Annotated in this window: 17 protein-coding genes; 11 read left to right on the top strand and 6 right to left on the bottom strand. The window is 35.1% G+C overall.

The genetic code is table 11. The annotated features are described in order from the left end of the window. Positions 1–19: 19 nt before the first annotated feature. A complete protein-coding gene (locus J3U14_RS10675; RefSeq protein ID WP_267351066.1) occupies positions 20–1216 on the bottom strand; it encodes an efflux RND transporter periplasmic adaptor subunit in 1197 nt (398 codons plus the stop codon). A gap of 410 nt (positions 1217–1626) precedes the next feature. On the opposite strand from J3U14_RS10675, the gene zipA reads away from it, so the two are divergent. The 4 genes from zipA (at position 1627) to J3U14_RS10655 (ending at position 5628) form a co-directional block, all read left to right on the top strand. Beyond that, positions 1627–2586, top strand: coding sequence for a cell division protein ZipA (zipA, locus tag J3U14_RS10670; RefSeq protein WP_267351064.1), 960 nt, complete (start codon positions 1627–1629; stop codon positions 2584–2586). A gap of 192 nt (positions 2587–2778) precedes the next feature. Then, positions 2779–4851: an NAD-dependent DNA ligase LigA gene (gene ligA / locus J3U14_RS10665; RefSeq protein WP_267351062.1), complete on the top strand. Its 2073-nt coding sequence runs from the start codon at positions 2779–2781 to the stop codon at positions 4849–4851. A 63-nt stretch (positions 4852–4914) separates the two neighbouring features. After that, the gene (luxS, locus tag J3U14_RS10660) at positions 4915–5430 is read left to right on the top strand and encodes an S-ribosylhomocysteine lyase (RefSeq protein WP_267351060.1); all 516 of its coding nucleotides are present in this window, start codon (positions 4915–4917) and stop codon (positions 5428–5430) included. A 9-nt stretch (positions 5431–5439) separates the two neighbouring features. After that, entirely contained in the window at positions 5440–5628 is a 189-nt protein-coding gene (locus J3U14_RS10655; protein WP_267351059.1) for a 2-hydroxymuconate tautomerase, read from the top strand. A 208-nt stretch (positions 5629–5836) separates the two neighbouring features. Here J3U14_RS10655 and ribA read toward each other — a convergent pair whose 3' ends face one another. Continuing rightward, the gene (ribA, locus tag J3U14_RS10650) at positions 5837–6442 is read right to left on the bottom strand and encodes a GTP cyclohydrolase II (protein WP_267351058.1); all 606 of its coding nucleotides are present in this window, start codon (positions 6440–6442) and stop codon (positions 5837–5839) included. A gap of 102 nt (positions 6443–6544) precedes the next feature. Here ribA and J3U14_RS10645 point away from each other — a divergent pair, with 102 nt between their 5' ends. From J3U14_RS10645 to J3U14_RS10620, 6 genes are all read left to right on the top strand, one after another. After that, a complete protein-coding gene (locus J3U14_RS10645) occupies positions 6545–7270 on the top strand; it encodes a phosphatase PAP2 family protein (protein WP_267351056.1) in 726 nt (241 codons plus the stop codon). 127 nt (positions 7271–7397) lie between these two features. After that, a complete protein-coding gene (locus J3U14_RS10640; RefSeq protein WP_267351055.1) occupies positions 7398–7703 on the top strand; it encodes a LapA family protein in 306 nt (101 codons plus the stop codon). Between the two features lie 12 nt (positions 7704–7715). Next, positions 7716–8894: a lipopolysaccharide assembly protein LapB gene (gene lapB / locus J3U14_RS10635; RefSeq protein WP_267351054.1), complete on the top strand. Its 1179-nt coding sequence runs from the start codon at positions 7716–7718 to the stop codon at positions 8892–8894. Positions 8895–8906: 12 nt separating this feature from the next. Further along, positions 8907–9689 carry a YchF/TatD family DNA exonuclease gene (locus J3U14_RS10630; protein WP_267351052.1) on the top strand — a complete coding sequence of 261 codons (783 nt, stop codon included), beginning with the start codon at positions 8907–8909 and terminating at the stop codon, positions 9687–9689. Continuing rightward, positions 9682–10791: a cupin domain-containing protein gene (locus J3U14_RS10625; RefSeq protein WP_267351050.1), complete on the top strand. Its 1110-nt coding sequence runs from the start codon at positions 9682–9684 to the stop codon at positions 10789–10791. The genes J3U14_RS10630 and J3U14_RS10625 overlap by 8 nt, the downstream gene beginning before the upstream one ends. Positions 10792–11141: 350 nt before the next feature. Beyond that, positions 11142–12383, top strand: a complete 1242-nt coding sequence (locus J3U14_RS10620; protein ID WP_267351048.1) for an MFS transporter — start codon at positions 11142–11144, stop codon at positions 12381–12383. Positions 12384–12480: 97 nt separating this feature from the next. On the opposite strand, the gene J3U14_RS10615 is transcribed toward J3U14_RS10620, so the two are convergent. The 4 genes from J3U14_RS10615 to J3U14_RS10600 form a co-directional block, all read right to left on the bottom strand. After that, the gene (locus J3U14_RS10615) at positions 12481–12879 is read right to left on the bottom strand and encodes a hypothetical protein (protein ID WP_267351047.1); all 399 of its coding nucleotides are present in this window, start codon (positions 12877–12879) and stop codon (positions 12481–12483) included. Between the two features lie 373 nt (positions 12880–13252). Continuing rightward, entirely contained in the window at positions 13253–13783 is a 531-nt protein-coding gene (locus J3U14_RS10610) for a hypothetical protein (protein ID WP_267351045.1), read from the bottom strand. Between the two features lie 139 nt (positions 13784–13922). Then, positions 13923–14810, bottom strand: a complete 888-nt coding sequence (locus J3U14_RS10605; RefSeq protein ID WP_267351044.1) for an SDR family oxidoreductase — start codon at positions 14808–14810, stop codon at positions 13923–13925. A 405-nt stretch (positions 14811–15215) separates the two neighbouring features. Continuing rightward, positions 15216–15668 (bottom strand): hypothetical protein, encoded by a 453-nt coding sequence (locus J3U14_RS10600; protein WP_267351042.1) that lies wholly within the window; start codon positions 15666–15668, stop codon positions 15216–15218. A 470-nt stretch (positions 15669–16138) separates the two neighbouring features. Here J3U14_RS10600 and ilvG point away from each other — a divergent pair, with 470 nt between their 5' ends. After that, positions 16139–17815 (top strand): acetolactate synthase 2 catalytic subunit, encoded by a 1677-nt coding sequence (gene ilvG / locus J3U14_RS10595; RefSeq protein ID WP_267351040.1) that lies wholly within the window; start codon positions 16139–16141, stop codon positions 17813–17815. Positions 17816–17817 lie beyond the last annotated feature (2 nt).

The following is a 17817-nucleotide window of genomic DNA, read 5'->3' as shown; positions in this document are numbered from 1 at the left end:
AATTAAATCTACCCCTGTTTTATTTCACGCTGTTTTTGATAATATTATCTAACTGTTCTTGAGTAAGAGTAGCTGGCTCACCAACAATTTGGCCTGTCATTGGTTTACCCATTTCAACTGCCGTTAAATTAAGTAAACCCGTCGTGATAACTTGTTCACCAATATCAATACCTTTCGTCACTACCCAATAACCATTGATACCAGTATAAACTTGAATATCTTGACGATATTCAATCGTATTATCTGGTTTAAGGATTTTTGCTGTATATTGGCCTTTACCATTACTCGTAATACCTTGTTGAGGAACGAGTTTTGCATTTTTAATATAGCCTAAAGTCAATTGAGGTTTGACAAACATACCGGGCAAAATTTTGCCATCTTGATTTGGAAATTCAGATCTGAGGGTAACGGTACCTGTCGTTTCATTCACCGTCATATCAGAAAATTTGATACTCCCTGCTACGTCATATTTCGAACCGTCATTAAAATAAAGTTCAACATTATTTCCTTTCGCTGGTTCAAAAATCACGTTTTGATCTTGATTATATTTATTGTAACGCGTTGCTGCTTCTGTCATATCAACATAAATAGGATCAAGTTTTTGAACTAAAGCTAACGCTGTTGCTTGACCTGCTGAAACTAATGCACCTTCAGTGACACTTGATTTACCAATATAGCCATCAATAGGGGAATAGACTTTAGTATAATCTAAATTAACTTTAGCGGTATGTTCAGCTGCTTGAGCAACAAGTACACTAGCTTCTGCCTGCTGAGCATCTGCCGCCGCTTTATCATAATCTTGCTGACTAATGGATTTGGTTTTTAATAAACCGGCATAACGTTTTAAAGTCAGCTGGGCAATACTAGCATTGGCTTTAGCACTTGCTACACTTGCAACAGCACTGTCATAGTTAGCTTGATAAATAGCAGGATCGATTTGATAAAGTGATTGCCCTGCTTTTACATTTGAGCTTTCTTCAAATTCTCGTTTTAAAACGATGCCACTTACTTGAGGTCTAATTTCAGCAATTTGCGAAGCGACAACTCGACCGGGTAAACCAATCTTTAAAGTGTAATTCAATGGCTCTACTTTAAACACCGTAACTTTTGGTATCTGATTATTACCGCCTTGTGATTTGTTATCATCGCAGCTTGACAGTAAAAATAAGCTGGTGAGCGCTACCGGAATGGTGAGTAATAGCTTGTTAAATCTCATATAAAATTGACCTCAATCAACAAAATTGTTATTTTTAATAATTATAAATCTTATTTAAAAGTAACCGATGATTTTACAAAAAATATGCATAAATTGTAAGTATCTTTACAGGTTAATAGCACAGAGTTCTAAAAATTAAAATCTAACATTATTAATAAAAAAATATATACCGATAATTATGATTATTGGCAGAAATAAAGTAATATATGCTTATTGATTTTTAGTGCGAAAAAATTAGGCTTGATAAGATGACACAATCAAAGGCATTTATGTACTGACAATCAATTGAATTTTTTTAATTTGCAAAGAAAAAGTAATTATTTTACATTGTGGTACTCCGTAATCACTTCATTCGATTCTTTTATTGAGTGATTTGAGTCTTTATTTAATTTAATTCTGAGATGGTTATTATGGATAATTTACGTATTGTTCTGATTGTTATTGCATCCTTGGTCATTATTGCATTATTGATTCATGGATTATGGATTAATAAAAAGGAACGTTCTTCTCTGTTTAATTCAGATAAAAAAAGGAATATTAACCCTATTGCTCAACAGCAAACAGACATTTATATGGATGAAATAGAAGAAGATGATGTAATACTGATTAACCCCAAAAATAAAAAAACAACAACACCGCATGTTGAAATTGTTGAGATCATTGAAAAAGAAGCACCTCCTCAACAAGAGGATTTATTTAGTCATCAACCGATAGACGAACCAGAAGAAGATACTATCCCTGAACCAGTGATTAATCTTAATCAGGATCTCTTTGAAAATGAACCATTAGAAGAAAAAGTCGAAACAGAAAGTCAACTTGAAAAAACAGAAACAATCACAATAAGTGAAGAAATTCATGAAGTAGAACCTGTTAAGCAAAACGAAGTTTTGAACACTGAATCATCAGCTGACCATCATGAATCTGAAAAAGCAAACATCGACCATGAAGAAGATAAAACAGAAATCATTGTGTTAAATGTAACTGGCATTAATGGTCGATTATTACAAGGTGATGTATTACTTGCCAGTATTATGCAATCAGGTTTTCAATTCGGTGATATGCGAATTTTTCATCGCCATGTCGATCCTGCGGGCAACGGTCCTGTTTTATTTAGTTTAGCAAATATGGTTAATCCAGGCTATTTGGATCCTGAGACCATGCACGAATTTACCACACCTGGCGTTTCAATTTTTATGATTGCACCGACACAAGGAAACAATCAGCAAAATTTTAAACTCATGTTACAAACAGCACAACGTATAGCCGATGATGTTAATGGTGTTGTCTTAGATGATTCCCAACACATGCTAACACCACAAAAAATCGATAGCTACAAAGAACGCATCAAAAAAGCGTGCAACGAAATATAACCCAAATATAATAATAATTTTATCAACACCACCAACATTAGTTGGTGGTAAATGGACGGGAAATAAAAAGATTCTGATCCGATTGTTAACGATATTCACCATGATGAACATATTGATTTAATCAAGTCATTCATACTTGATTGGTGTCTAATAACATTTAAAAATCTTACTTTAAATTAAGAGCATACTAACATGTCACTATCTAATTTACCCGAAAACCTTACCCATGATTCACAACAAAAAGTCATCACTGAAGTTCAATCTTTACGTGATAAGATAAGACATCATGAATATTGTTATTATGTCTTAGATGCGCCTGAAATTCCGGATGCGGAATATGACAAATTGATAAAACAGCTTCAAACTATTGAACAGCAGCATCCCGAATTGATTACTCCTGACTCCCCTACTCAAAGGGTTGGCGGTGCTCCCCTATCTCAATTTGCCTCGATAAAACATGAAATACCAATGTTATCTTTAGATAATGTTTTTGATGAGACAAGTTTTATTGCCTTCAATAAAAGAGTAAAAGATCGCTTACACTTAAAAGAAAATGAACCGGTAGAATATTGTTGTGAATTAAAATTAGATGGATTAGCGGTAAGTTTACTTTATGAAGATGGTCAATTTGTACAAGCTGCAACCCGAGGAGACGGCACAACAGGAGAAGACATTACCGCCAATGTCAAAACCATAAAAACCATTCCACTGGTTTTAAGAGGAGAGCAGATACCAAGACGCTTAGAAGTTCGAGGTGAAGTGTTCATGTCTCACAAGGGCTTTGCCAAACTCAATGCTGAAGCAGAAAAACGAAACGAAAAAGTCTTTGCAAATCCTCGTAATGCAGCCGCTGGCTCTCTGAGACAATTAGACCCTAAAATTACAGCTAAAAGACCTTTATCGTTTTTCTGTTATGGTTTAGGTGTTATTGAAGGTGCCAATCTGCCTAATACGCATTATGACCGTTTAATGCAACTTAAAACTTGGGGATTACCTGTTAGTGATAAAGTTCAAGTGCGAAAAGGTGCGCAAGCTGCTTTAGATTACTTTAAACAAATTGGTGAAGAGCGCATGTCATTGGATTTTGACATAGACGGTGTGGTCATCAAAGTAAACAGTATCGCTTTACAAGAAGAACTCGGCTTTGTTGCCCGTGCTCCTCGTTGGGCAACGGCGTTTAAGTTTCCCGCGCAAGAAGAAATCACCCAATTAAATAAAGTTGACTTTCAAGTCGGTAGAACAGGCGCAATTACACCTGTTGCAAGACTAGAACCGGTATCTGTTGCAGGTGTGATTGTCAGTAATGCAACTTTGCATAACAGTGATGAAATCGCCCGATTAGGTGTCCGTGAAGGTGACTATGTTTCTATACGCCGTGCAGGTGATGTGATTCCTAAAATTGTATCGGTCATATTAGATCGAAGACCAGCCGACACCAAAGCGATTATCTTTCCAACCCACTGCCCGATTTGTGGTTCGCTAATTGTTCGCGATGAAGGGCAAGCGGTATCTCGCTGTGCAGGTGGACTTATTTGTCCAGCACAACGAAAAGAAGCGCTTAAACATTTTGTATCCCGTCGAGCCATGAATGTGGAAGGAATGGGTGATAGACTAATTGAACAGTTAGTGGATAAAGATTATGTTAAAACACCCGCAGATCTTTATAGACTCACGGTACCATTACTATGTTCGTTAGATAAAGTAGGCGATAAATCGGCTAAAAATTTATTAGCAGCACTTGATACATCGAAAAACACAACTTTAAGCCGCTTTATTTTTGCGCTTGGTATACCAAATGTCGGTGAAGTGACGGCTGAAAATTTAGCTAACCAATTTGGTAATTTAACGGCAATTGAAAATGCATCACTTGAACAACTACAATTAGTTAATGATATTGGTGTGGTTATTGCTGAAAGCATCATTGATTTTTTCCAAGAACCCCATAACCGCGACGTAATAGAACAGTTAACCAGTGATGACATTGGTATTCATTGGCAAGACACCAATCCCCAAGCACAAACAATGGCAACCGATTCACCTTTTTCGGGTAAAACGATTGTTTTAACCGGGACTTTATCTGTTTTAACACGTGATGAAGCCAAAGATAAATTAAAACAACTTGGTGCCAAAGTGACGGGAAGCGTATCAAAAAATACTGATCTGGTGATTGCCGGTGAATCTGCCGGTTCAAAATTAGAAAAAGCGCAACAACTTGGCATTAAAGTCATTGATGAACAAGAGATGTTAAGTTTGCTAAATGAATAAGATTGTTTGGACTTGTCCAGTTATAAAGACTATAACTGGCAACTCAACACCAAGGAGAAATTTATGCCATTATTAGATAGTTTTAAAGTAGATCATACTAAAATGAAAGCCCCTTTTGTCCGCGTTGCAAAAACGATGGTAACCCCTAAAGGTGATAATATCACTGTGTTTGATCTTCGTTTTACTATTCCAAATAAAGCACTACTACCCGAAAAAGGGATCCATACTTTAGAACATCTATTTGCAGGGTTTATGCGCGATCATCTAAACAGTGATACTATTGAAATTATTGATATCTCGCCTATGGGATGCCGCACAGGATTTTACATGAGCTTAATCGGTCAACCTGATGAATCGCTCGTTGTTGATGCTTGGCTCAAATCCATGCATGATGTCCTCAGTGTAACATCACAAAACCAAATACCCGAATTAAACGAATACCAATGTGGCACATACAAGATGCATTCATTGGATGAAGCCAAGGCTATTGCTGAAAAAATAATTCACTCAGGTATCGGTATTTGTCATAATCAAGATATCGCATTAACCGACGCTCAACTTGCCAAAATGGGTCACTAGGAGTTTTTTATGCCAAATGTTGTCATCGATTTTTTAGAAGGTCGTACTATTGAACAAAAACGAGAAATGGCGAAACGTGTAACGGAAGCGATTGTTCAAACGCTTAATTGTAAGCCTGAAGCAGTACAAATTATTATGCACGAATTATCCAAAGATCAGCTAGCAAATGGCGGTGAGCTAAGAATTGATAAGGAATAATACTTTTTTAATTCTGTTATTAATAATGATTAATCCAGCTCTATACTCGACATCTATTGCATAACAAAATAGTACGCAAATCTAAAAAAACCTCAAAAAATCATCACTAATTTTTTGAGGTTTAAATATATCAATTATTTTTGCTTTAACTAGTGTTGACCATTTTTCATGCCACATCCTACCAATTATCAATAATGTAAAAATGTGTTTAATGATCGCAGTGATGAAGATGAAGCAAATGTCCCATTTTATTAGCTTTGGTTTCTAAATAGTGTTCGTTATTTGGATTCTCGCCTACTTCCAAAGGAACTCTTTCTGTAACTTGAATTCCAGCTTGTTCTAACACTCTTATCTTTTCAGGATTATTAGTTAGTAAACGAATTTGTGATACACCAAGCAGTGTCAGCATATCAGCACAAAGTTTAAAATCACGCTCATCAGCAGCAAATCCTAACTGCTCATTCGCTTCCACCGTATCAAGCCCTTGGTCTTGCAGGGCATAAGCTCTAATTTTATTTAATAAACCGATATTACGCCCTTCTTGCCGATGATAGATTAAAATGCCTTGACCTTCTTTTGCAATTTGTTTTAAAGCTGCTTCTAATTGAAAACCACAATCACACCGTAAACTAAATAACGCATCACCCGTTAAACACTCCGAATGCACTCTGGTTAAAACAGATGTTGCCTTTGAAATGTCACCAAAAACTAATGCGACGTGATCCTTGCCAGTTGCAATTTCTTCAAAACCTACCATAGTGAAACAACCCCATGGTGTTGGTAGTTTCGCTTCTGCGACATGTTTTAATTGCATTATTATCTCCGTATTAAATGAATAACATAAACGAGAATCTATTAAAAATAAACCACATTTATGATAAAATAGACAGCACAATATGCTTAGTTGAGTTTTTAAATGGGGTTAGTTATAAAAAAAACAATAGCTGCATTGGCTATTTTTTTAGTCGTACCATTGTTTATTATAGTCATAAATTGGCATTGGCTACCAGACACATTGAACGATAAATCAGAATATTTTTTTTGGGTTACTGAAACAGCAAGTTACCCATGGGCAATAATAACATCAATATTTTATTTCATTTTATTTTGTGCTTTGCTAGTCAGCAAAACAGATAAAATGTTAAAAAAGATTGTATTAGTATGGTTGGTTCTCGTGAGTGCTGTCCTCAGCGGACAAGTGATAAAATCTATCATAAAATCACAAACAGCAGAATCAAGACCTTTCGTCTTATGGATAACAAAAGAACATAATACAACTGACCAATATTTTTATTCATTAACCAAGCCAGAAAGAGCCGCTTTTATCAAAGAATCATTAATCAATTCATTTACAATACCGAATTGGTTATCCAAACACTGGCAAAATGAAACAGGGTATTCTTTTCCCTCTGGTCATACACTATTTGCAGCAACATTTGCTTTTTTAGCCATTGTGCTACTTAACTTCAGGCGTAATTATATCTTTATATCGTTGATTGTGATATGGACGGTATTAATAGAAATAAGTCGATTATTACTAGGTATGCATACTCCTATAGATTTAATATTATCTGTCATCATTGGTTGGGGTATTGCATTAATCTGCTATTTTTATGCTAAAAAATGGCATATAGTAACGTAATCATTTACCCAGTTTTTGCGTTACTAAACGATTTAATGCCTTTAGATAAATCGGTAACAGGTTGTTTAACCGATAAATGGATAACAATAAAGAATAAAAAGTATTAAAAAGAAGAAAGGTCAACATTATGAAATTAATTTTATCGATTATATTGATTATTGCTATTTTTGCATTGTCTATTGCTTTAGGTGCAGCCAATGATCAAGTGGTGACATTTAATTATTTAGTTGCTAAATCAGAATTACGCTTATCTGTTCTGCTGGCAATTTTATTTGGCAGTGGTTTTCTGGTAGGTTGGTTTGTCACGGGTTACTTCTTTTTAAAATCGAAATTACAACACTCATCAACTAAACGCAAACTAAACAAATTACAAAAAAAGTATGATGAAGATATCGCAATAAATCAAAAAGCAACATTAACAAAAATTAATTAAGAATAGACGATTATGTTTGAACTGTTATTTCTGTTACTTCCTATCGCAGCCGCTTACGGTTGGTATATGGGTGACAGAAATGCAAAACAAAAATACTTAAACCAATCCAACCGGCTATCGCGCGAATATGTTGATGGCTTAAACTTTCTTTTATCAAATCAAAAAGATAAAGCTGTTGATTTGTTTTTAGATATGTTAAAAGAAGATGACAGCACCCTTGAGGCTCATTTAACTTTAGGAAACTTATTCCGTTCACGTGGTGAAGTTGATAGAGCCATACGCATTCATCAATCTTTAATGGAAAGTTCAGCATTGACGTTCGAACAACGCCTATTGGCAATACAGCAACTAGGGCGAGATTATATGGTTGCCGGTTTTTATGATCGTGCCGAAGAAATGTTCTTACAGTTAATTGATGAAGATGATTTTCAACAATATGCATTACAACAATTGATTATCATTTATCAATCAACCAGTGAATGGATCAATGCGATTAATGCTGCCACCAAATTAGTCAGATTAGGTAACATTAAATACAAGACAGATATTGCACAATTTTATTGCGAGTTAGCCGCTATTGCTATGTCTGCTGATGATATGGAAAAAGCTTATAACCTGTTACAAAAATCAGCTGCCGCTGATGCTAAATGTGCGCGTACCTCGCTCATGCTGGGTCGGGTATTAATGATACAAAACAAGAAAGAACAAGCCATTGAATCATTCAAACAAATTTTAACGCAAGATAAAGCCTTTATCGGTGAGGCATTACCTTTATTAAAAACATGTTATTTAGAATTAAATCAACCCGAACAGTTTAAACAATTTCTACAATTATGCGTTGATCAAGATAGTGGCAATGTTGCTGAATTAATGCTTGCCGATATAGTCGAAAAACAAAGCGGACTTGATGCTGCCCAAAACTACATGTATCGGGAATTACTCAAACACCCTAATTTAAAAGGGTTTTATCGATTGATGAATTACCACGTAGCCGATGCCGAAGAAGGTCGAGCAAAAGAAAGTCTTTCACTTTTACGTAAAATGGTTGGCGAACAGATTAAAACCGTCCCTAATTATCGCTGTATTAAATGCGGGTTTACGGTCAATTCCATTTACTGGCTATGTCCTGCTTGTCGTTCTTGGTCAACCATAAAACCTGTTCGTGATTTTGAACAACATTCAGATAATTAATAAGAGCTTTATATGTATTTAATTGATTCTCACTGCCATTTAGATAGCTTAGATTTTAGCAACAAATCGATTGATGAAGTATTGCAAGACGCAATACGTCACGATGTTAAACACTGCTTAAGTGTAGCAACCACACTTTCAGGCTATGAATCGATGAGAGATTTTTTAAAACCCTATACTAAACAGTGCTCATTTTCATGCGGTATTCATCCTCTTAATTTAGAAGAAGAAAGCTATGATGCCGATCGCTTTGAAACATTGGCAAGCCAAGATAATGTAATTGCGCTGGGCGAAACTGGGCTTGATTATTACTATCAACAAGATAATCTTGAACAACAACAAGCAAACTTTAAAGAACATATTCGGTTAGGTCGTAAACTCAATAAACCTATCATTGTTCATACACGCAATGCACGCCAAGACACCTTAAGAATCTTAAAAGAAGAGCATGTTTATTCTGGGGTCTTACACTGTTTTACCGAAGATATCGATACGGCCAAACAATTGCTAGATATCGGTTTTTATATCTCTTTTTCGGGCATTATCACCTTCAAAAATGCTGAATCATTACGTGAAGTTGCCAAATATGTCCCCATGGATCGTATTTTAGTTGAAACCGATTCACCTTATTTAGCACCTGTTCCCTATCGAGGCAAGGAAAACCAGCCAGCTTATGTTCGTGAAGTTGCTGACTATTTGGCAGTATTGAAAGGTGTTTCTATAGACGAAATAGCACGACAAACAACGAATAACTTTTGTCAATTATTTAATTTACAAGGGGCGTTACATGAGTAATAAGTTAACCATAGATTGGGATGATTTTTTAACGAATTATTGGCAAAAAAAGCCAGTTATTTTACGTGATGCTTTTAAACACTTTGTTGATCCTATCACGCCTGAAGAACTTGCAGGTTTAGCGATGGAAGAAGAGATTGATAGCCGAATAGTTACCAACAAAAATGGGAAATGGGATGCCCAATTTGGTCCTTTTATCGACTTTAGCCATTTAGGTGAAAACCATTGGAGTTTGCTGGTACAAGCAGTTGACCACTGGCATGAACAAGCAGCCACCTTAGTTGCCCCTTTTAAATGCTTGCCTCAATGGCAATTTGAAGATCTGATGATTTCTTACGCAACAGATAAAGCAGGCGTGGGGCCTCACATTGACAATTATGATGTATTTATCATACAAGGCAAGGGATGCCGACGTTGGCAAGTTGGCGACCGAAACGAACACTACAAACAATTTAGTGCTCACAAAGCATTGCTACATGTTGAAAGTTATCAACCCATCATTGACGAAGAAATTACAGCAGGCGATATTCTGTATATACCGATAGGCTTTCCACATAATGGTGTCTCAATCGGTGAATCGCTTAGTTATTCAGTCGGTTTTAGAACCCAAACGTCTCAAGAACTATTAAGTGGCTTTGCCGATTATGTTATCGATAACCTACCCAATGGCATATTTTATCAAGATCCCAACTTAACATTACCTAAAGATTCCTATCGAATACAATCCTATGAATTAGAAAAATTACAAAACCAGATAATTGAACTGGTTAGAACACCTAAACTCTTTAACGATTGGTTTGGTAAACACATTACTATTCCAATGCATGAATTAAATATTGTTCCTGTCGAGCCACCATATCAATTTGATGAATTTGTATCGCTTTTAAAAACTAATAATCTGTGCCGAGTTCCGAGCATACGAATTCTAAAAGTAGGTGATTATGGCTATATTCATGGTGAAAAAATCCATTTGCCGATGCCGGTTATTGATCTTTTATGCCAAGAAGAAGAGCTTTATTATGAACAGCTAGAAGATGAATCGACTTTAAAGGTCATTTTGGATTTAGTCAATAAAGGCTATTGGTATTTTATCGAAGACTAATCAAGATTATCCGCTGAGGAACACTCAGCGGAAATTAGCTATCAATCAATTAAATTTAGAAACTAAGATTCACTTAATAAATCATCTATACCCTGTCACGATTCTTTACACAAAATAAAATTATCACTAGTTGATGCATCCTTTAATATTTTTATATATAAAGTTACTTACAAGAAATGATTATTTTCTAGCAAATAACCAATTGTAAAGGCTTTTAGCTTGGATTTTTAAAGTTTTTAAGTATATACTTTGCACCGCTTTTAAACGACCTTATTGAATTAGCCTACAACCTATTTTAAAAGGTAAAGTTTAAATAAGTAACTCACTATTCACAATCATTAGAGGTAAATATGAAAACTGCGATAGACCCAATTAAACAAGCTGAAAGTGAAACTGGATCCACCACAGCTTATCAAAAAAGAACGCTTTTTGCCTCTACAGTCGGCTATGCATTAGATGGTTTGGATATGATGATTTTAGGGGTCTGTTTTACCCTAATTCAAGCAACTTTTAATCTAACCAAAACCGATTTAGGAACATTAACTTCAGTAACATTATTAGGTGCTGTACTGGGCGGAATTCTTTTTGGAACCTTAGCAGACAAATATGGTCGTGTTAAAGTCTTTTCATGGACAATTATCATATTTTCTGTATTTACCGGGCTGTGTGCTATTTCACCAAATTATGAAAGCTTTTTAGTTTTCCGTTTTTTAAGTGGTCTTGGACTAGGTGGAGAATTTGGCATTGGCATGACGTTGGTGTCAGAAACATGGCCAAAGCATAAACGTTCAAGAGCGACATCGATTGTTGCGTTAGGATTTCAGTTAGGCATTATACTGGCAACCTTAACGGTAAATTTTGTAGGAGAAGCACACGGTTGGCGTTGGGCTTTTGCTGTCGGAGTACTTCCTGCTTTGTTTGTTGCCTGGACACGTAAAGGATTGAAAGAGCCTGAAATTTGGCAATCATTAAAAGATCAAAACAAAAATAAAATTGCATTAGGTAAACTATTTAAAAATGTCAAAACATCAGCAACCACGGTTGGTTTAACCATTGCTTGTGCCGTACAAAACTTTGGTTTTTATGGCATCATGACTTGGATGCCAACCATGATCGCAACCGAACGTGGTTTATCATTCAAAAATACGCTATTTTGGACGATATCCACCACAATTGGTATGTCATTAGGTATCTTAATTTTTGGTTGGCTATGTGACAAATTTGGACGCCGTCCTTCTTATATTGTCTTTCTATTAGTTTCAGCGTTATCTATCTGGTTTTACTTTCAACAAACCGATATGATCGTTTTGATTTTATTTGGTTCAGTCATTGGCTTTTTCGTCAACGGCATGATGGGGGGTTATGGGGCATTACTGGCCGAACATTATCCGACAGACGCTCGTTCAAGTGCTGAAAACATTATCTTTAATGTTGGACGAGGAATTGCTGGCGTATCACAAGTCTTAATTGCTTATTTAGCGACAGTTTATTCAATAAGCTACGCACTAGCGCTATTATCTGTGGCTTATCTATTATCCGCTGCTGCATTTATGTTTTTAATTCCAGAAACAAAAGGAAAAACGTTAGAATAATTTTTATTATTACAGGGCTTAACCCTGTAATAATACCGCCCAAGATAGCAAAAAAATCATGTGGTACACAAAAGTGAATAGTTCAATGCAATGACAATTATTTTGTACAATCTGTTGATTTGACGTTAATGGATAACATTTTTTTATTATTCAAGTAATAATCATATCGAATACCATCCATGAATATTTCTTTAAAATGAGCAATACCTTTGTTATCAGAACAATAAAGCTCAAGAATCTCTGTGCGAGATGATTGTTCAAACTCTGGTGAGGTTAATTCTACTTCTTCAATATTTTTTATTTCGTATTTATATATAAACTGATCGTTGTCCTTTAAAACATCCACTAACGTAAAATTCTCATCATAAACAATAGGAAGTTGTTTTTTCATTGAATCAATAACGATACGTTGATTTTTTTCTTTATAGCTCCCACTATCACAACCAAATAGCGCCAAACTCCATACCAATAATGCAGATATTTTTTTATATTTCATGCTATTACCCATAAGTAAAATTAATATTATTTTGTTTTTTCCATTTTAAATAAAACAATTAATAAAAAAATAAAAAGTCCCTATATAATTTGAATGAGGATTTTAATTTATATGGTTAAAATTTTACAACATAAAATATATTCTTATTTTAATAGTAAGCGTCAATATCAATACACTGTGTTAATTAAACTTTAGGTAATAACCTGATCGTTATCTTCTATCATTAGAAAATCATCATTTAATTAACTAACATAAATACATCATTTTGAGTTGATAATCTTCATTTTTTAAAATGATATTTAGATTCACATCTTTCTCAATAAACAAAATAAAAAAAGGGCTATTAATAGCCCTTTTCACCTTAATCGATACTCTACAATTTACCATCACAATCACTTGGTTTGAGATTAAGTGTTAATGCGTTACTATTATTGATATAGTAATTATGTGTAGCACCTTCAGGGAAAGCAAGTCTTAATGCTTTCTTCATTAAATCTGTACTACAATAATCGGTGAGTAAATTATTTAATAATGTCTTTTGAGTATTCTCAACTTTTAAATCATCTGGCGTCACACCTTTGACATCATATTTATAATTAATCGTGTTGTTTTCTTTGGATACATCCACCAGCGAAGTATTCTGATCAATATTCATTGGTAATGTTTGTTTAATATTTTTAATCACCGCATCTTGTGCAAGATTATAGTTACCCTCTTTTAACTTATTCAATATATCGTTACTTTCTGCTTTTGCTTGTTCAAAATAATCTTGTGTTTTATCGCTGATATCTGCACCTGTTTGCTGTACTTTCTGTTTAATATCATCAACAGTCGATTTAGAATTATCACAGTTAACTAAAAAAACACCTAATAATGCAAGCGTGATTACTTTAAAAAATTTCATTTTTTTGCCTTTATTCTAAGTTAAGTTTTAACACTATTATGAACAATGCATAATAGAACGTGATTTAAGATGTCTAGCTTAAAAATTTTTTGTAATAAAAGAGCCTGAGCAGCTCTTTTATCACGATATAAACATAAGATTAATTAGTATGCTCACCACCCGTTACACCATAAGTTTCTGCAGTGGTGTAACTTGACTCTTCTGAAGCTAAATGTACATAAACCCCTGCAAGTTCAACCGGTTGACCTGCTCTTTTAAGTGGTGTTTCTTTACCAAATTCAGGAATTGCATCGCTGAGTTGTCCGCCACAAACTTGTAACGGCGTCCAAACCGGACCGGGTGCAACACTATTAGCACGAATACCTTTACTTGCTAATTGCTTAGCTAATGCTTTTGTAAAAGCGATAATTGCCGATTTAGTTGAAGCATAATCTAATAATGTTGGGCCTGGTTGGAAGGCTTGAACAGATGAAGTAGTAATAATTGTCGATCCTGGTTTTAAATAACCTAATGCCGCTTTAGTTACCCAAAATAGCGAAAAGACATTAATTTCGAACGTTTTGCGAATTTGCTCTGTAGTCAGATCCATAATATCAGCAACCGCAGTTTGTTTACCTGCAACCAATGTTAGATTATCTAACCCACCAAGTTTATGATGAGCTTCATCGACCATTTTTTTACAAAACGCTTCATCACTTAAATCGCCGGGTATCAATACGGCTTTACGTCCGGCAGCTTCAATAACTTTTGCCACATCTTCAGCATCTTTTTGCTCATCAGGATGATAATTGATCGCTACATCTGCCCCTTCTTTGGCATACGCGATTGCCGCTGCACGACCAATACCCGAATCGCCACCTGTGACCAACATTTTAAGACCTTCTAAACGTTGATGACCTTTATAGCTTTTTTCACCACAGTCAGGAATCGGATTCATCTCACATTGCAAACCGGGCGCTTTCTGTTTTTGTTTTGGAAATTTTTCATGATAATATTTGGTCGTTGGATTACAGGTTTGTTTACTCATAATTTTCTCCTAAGTTAAACACATACATGTTCATAAACGATAAATAACTTAAACAAAATCAATTAACAATGACAAAACCGTATAACTTAAAAAAAGTAGAAACGAATCAATTAACAATATTGATAAATAAGATGAATAGAGATAAAAAACTTAAATATTATTTTTAAAAATCATTAATCTGTGACGAACTGAATTCAAACATAATATTAACTGTGGCTGTCCATAAGTAACGGGGCGAGAATACAATTTATCAATCAACAAGAAGAAAATTCATAAAATTTGATAAACGATCTCAGTTTAACAAATAAACGTTTATTAAGCCAGCACACAACAAATTAATCTCAATATTGCAAAACTTAATGACCTATGATTGTTTGATTAAAAGGATAAATTATCAATAAACGATCATTTATCTGTCTGACAATCATCCGGATTAAGTTCAACAATAATGATCTCTTCATTATCGATGAAGTAATGATAGTGGGCGCCATTTGGAAACACATTTTTCAGTTCTTTCATTTGTGGCACATTTTGGCAATAATCATCAAGTAAATTACTGCGTAAAGTATCAAGCGTCGACGTCAATAATAGTGCCTGTTTTGGTGTATTTTTTACGCGGTATTTATAATGGATAATATTATTGTCAGCAAAAACATCAAATAGCGTTGTCAATTCATCAATTTCAATCGGTAACTCGTTTTTAACCGCATTAATTTCTAAATTTTGAGAGGCGAGTAAATCATTATTGGGTTTTGTTGAACTGTGAGCAGAGGAATGATTTGACGCGGGCTTAGCATTATCACAATTAAGTAACACAAAACCAAAACTTATTAACACTATTATCTTTAATATGTTCATACATATTTCGCCTTTTTTTATTTTAAACGTGTATTTTTGATATTAAACAGGATAAATAAGCAGATAAAAACGATTAATGATTAACATTTATACACTAATCTTTGAAAAATGCCAATTAAAAACTCGTGTCATAATCAAATCTTTTTAGACATCAATCTTTATTATTTTAAAACTTCTTGCAATCGCAAAAGCAAGACTCTAAAAAAACCAAAAAAAACAGTTGAATTTTTTTCTAAAACGAGTATTTTGTTAAGAATACTTACTCAAAGAAGCAAAAAAATTTAAATAAAACTTATGAATTTTTCACTTATTATCGTCCTCATCAACATTCTTGTCAGCGTGGTCATTATTCCAGCGCGGGGGCGTTCTTTGAGTTAAAAAAGCTTCATAGTTAACCCAAAACCCCCGCCCCAAAAAGCGGGGGTTTTTTTATGAGCAATGCAAATACCTGAAAAAAGAGCGAGGAATAAATGTTAGGAACACAGTGGATAGTAAAAACCTTAAAAGAAAAAGGCGTTACCACCGTATTTGGGTATCCTGGTGGACAAATTATGCCTCTGTATGATGCCCTTTATGATGGCGGTATTGAACATGTGTTATGTCGTCACGAACAAGGTGCAGCAATGGCTGCTATAGGTTACGCAAGGGCAACAGGCAAAACAGGGGTATGTATTGCCACATCGGGGCCGGGAGCAACCAATATTATCACGGGACTTGCAGATGCGTTGATTGATTCAGTTCCAATCGTTGCAATAACGGGGCAAGTACCTAATAACTTAATCGGTACCGATGCCTTTCAAGAAGTTGATGTATTAGGTTTGTCATTGGCGTGTACTAAACACAGTTATTTAATTGATGATGCGCATGACTTACCCAATATATTCGAGGAGGCATTTACCTTAGCCAACTCAGGCAGACCGGGACCAATATTGATTGACGTTCCGAAAGATATCCAGCTTGCCGACTTAGATTACCAACAATATTTAACAAATCATATTTCTCAAAGTTATCTCAACAAATCAAAATCCTTTGTTATCTCTTCTGATGATATAAAATTAACTAAAGCGATGATTCAAGATGCCAAAAAACCCATGCTTTATATTGGTGGTGGGGTTGGGCTTTCTGGCGCGATATCAGAATTAAGAGAATTTATGGAAATGACTCAAATTCCGAGCGTTTCAACCTTAAAAGGATTAGGGGCTGCTGATATCAATAATCCCTATTATTTAGGATTAATTGGTATGCATGGTTCTAAAGCAGCGAACTTAGCCGTGCAAGAGTGTGATCTATTAATTGCGTTAGGGGTACGATTTGATGACCGTGTTACCGGAAACCTGAATGAATTTGCTCGCCATGCTAAAGTCATTCATATTGATATCGATCAGGCTGAAATTAATAAATTAAAGCAAACGCATTTAGGGTTACAAGGCGATATCAAACAAGTCTTACCTTTAATTCACCAAACCGTATCGATAGAAGATTGGCACAAAAGAATAGACCAATTACGAAAAGCGTATCCAACTCGTTATGATCATCCGGGTGAACCTATCTATGCCCCAGCGTTACTAAAAAGCCTTTCAGAACAAAAAACAGCTACCACAATTGTCACTACCGATGTTGGTCAACATCAAATGTGGACAGCTCAGCACATGCAATTTAACCACCCACAAAACTTTATTACTTCTAGTGGACTTGGCACAATGGGGTTTGGTTTACCAGCAGCCATTGGAGCACAACTAGCAAGACCAAATGATTGTGTGATTTGCATTTCTGGCGATGGCTCTTTTATGATGAATGTTCAAGAACTAACCACAATTAAACGCAAAAAATTACCGATTAAGATTGTATTAATTGATAATCAACGTTTAGGCATGGTTAGACAATGGCAAGAACTCTTTTTCAATCAAAGATACAGCGAAACTAATTTATCTGACAATCCTGATTTTTTAATGCTAGCTAAAGCCTTCGATATCGACGGACAAAGAATTACCCAAAAATCAGAAATTCAACGCGCCATCGATACGCTATTAAATTCAACAGGAGCCTATTTATTACATGTGTGTATCGATGAGCTTGAAAACGTGTGGCCTCTTGTTCCACCTGGCGCTGCCAATGAAAATATGTTAGATAACAACAGTAAGGAGTAAAG

It is taken from the genome of Gilliamella sp. B3801 (assembly GCF_026536645.1).
GTDB lineage: Bacteria > Pseudomonadota > Gammaproteobacteria > Enterobacterales > Orbaceae > Gilliamella > Gilliamella apicola_I.
The sequence above is the reverse complement of the archived record's forward strand: the minus strand, read 5'-3'. Positions and strand labels throughout refer to the sequence as shown.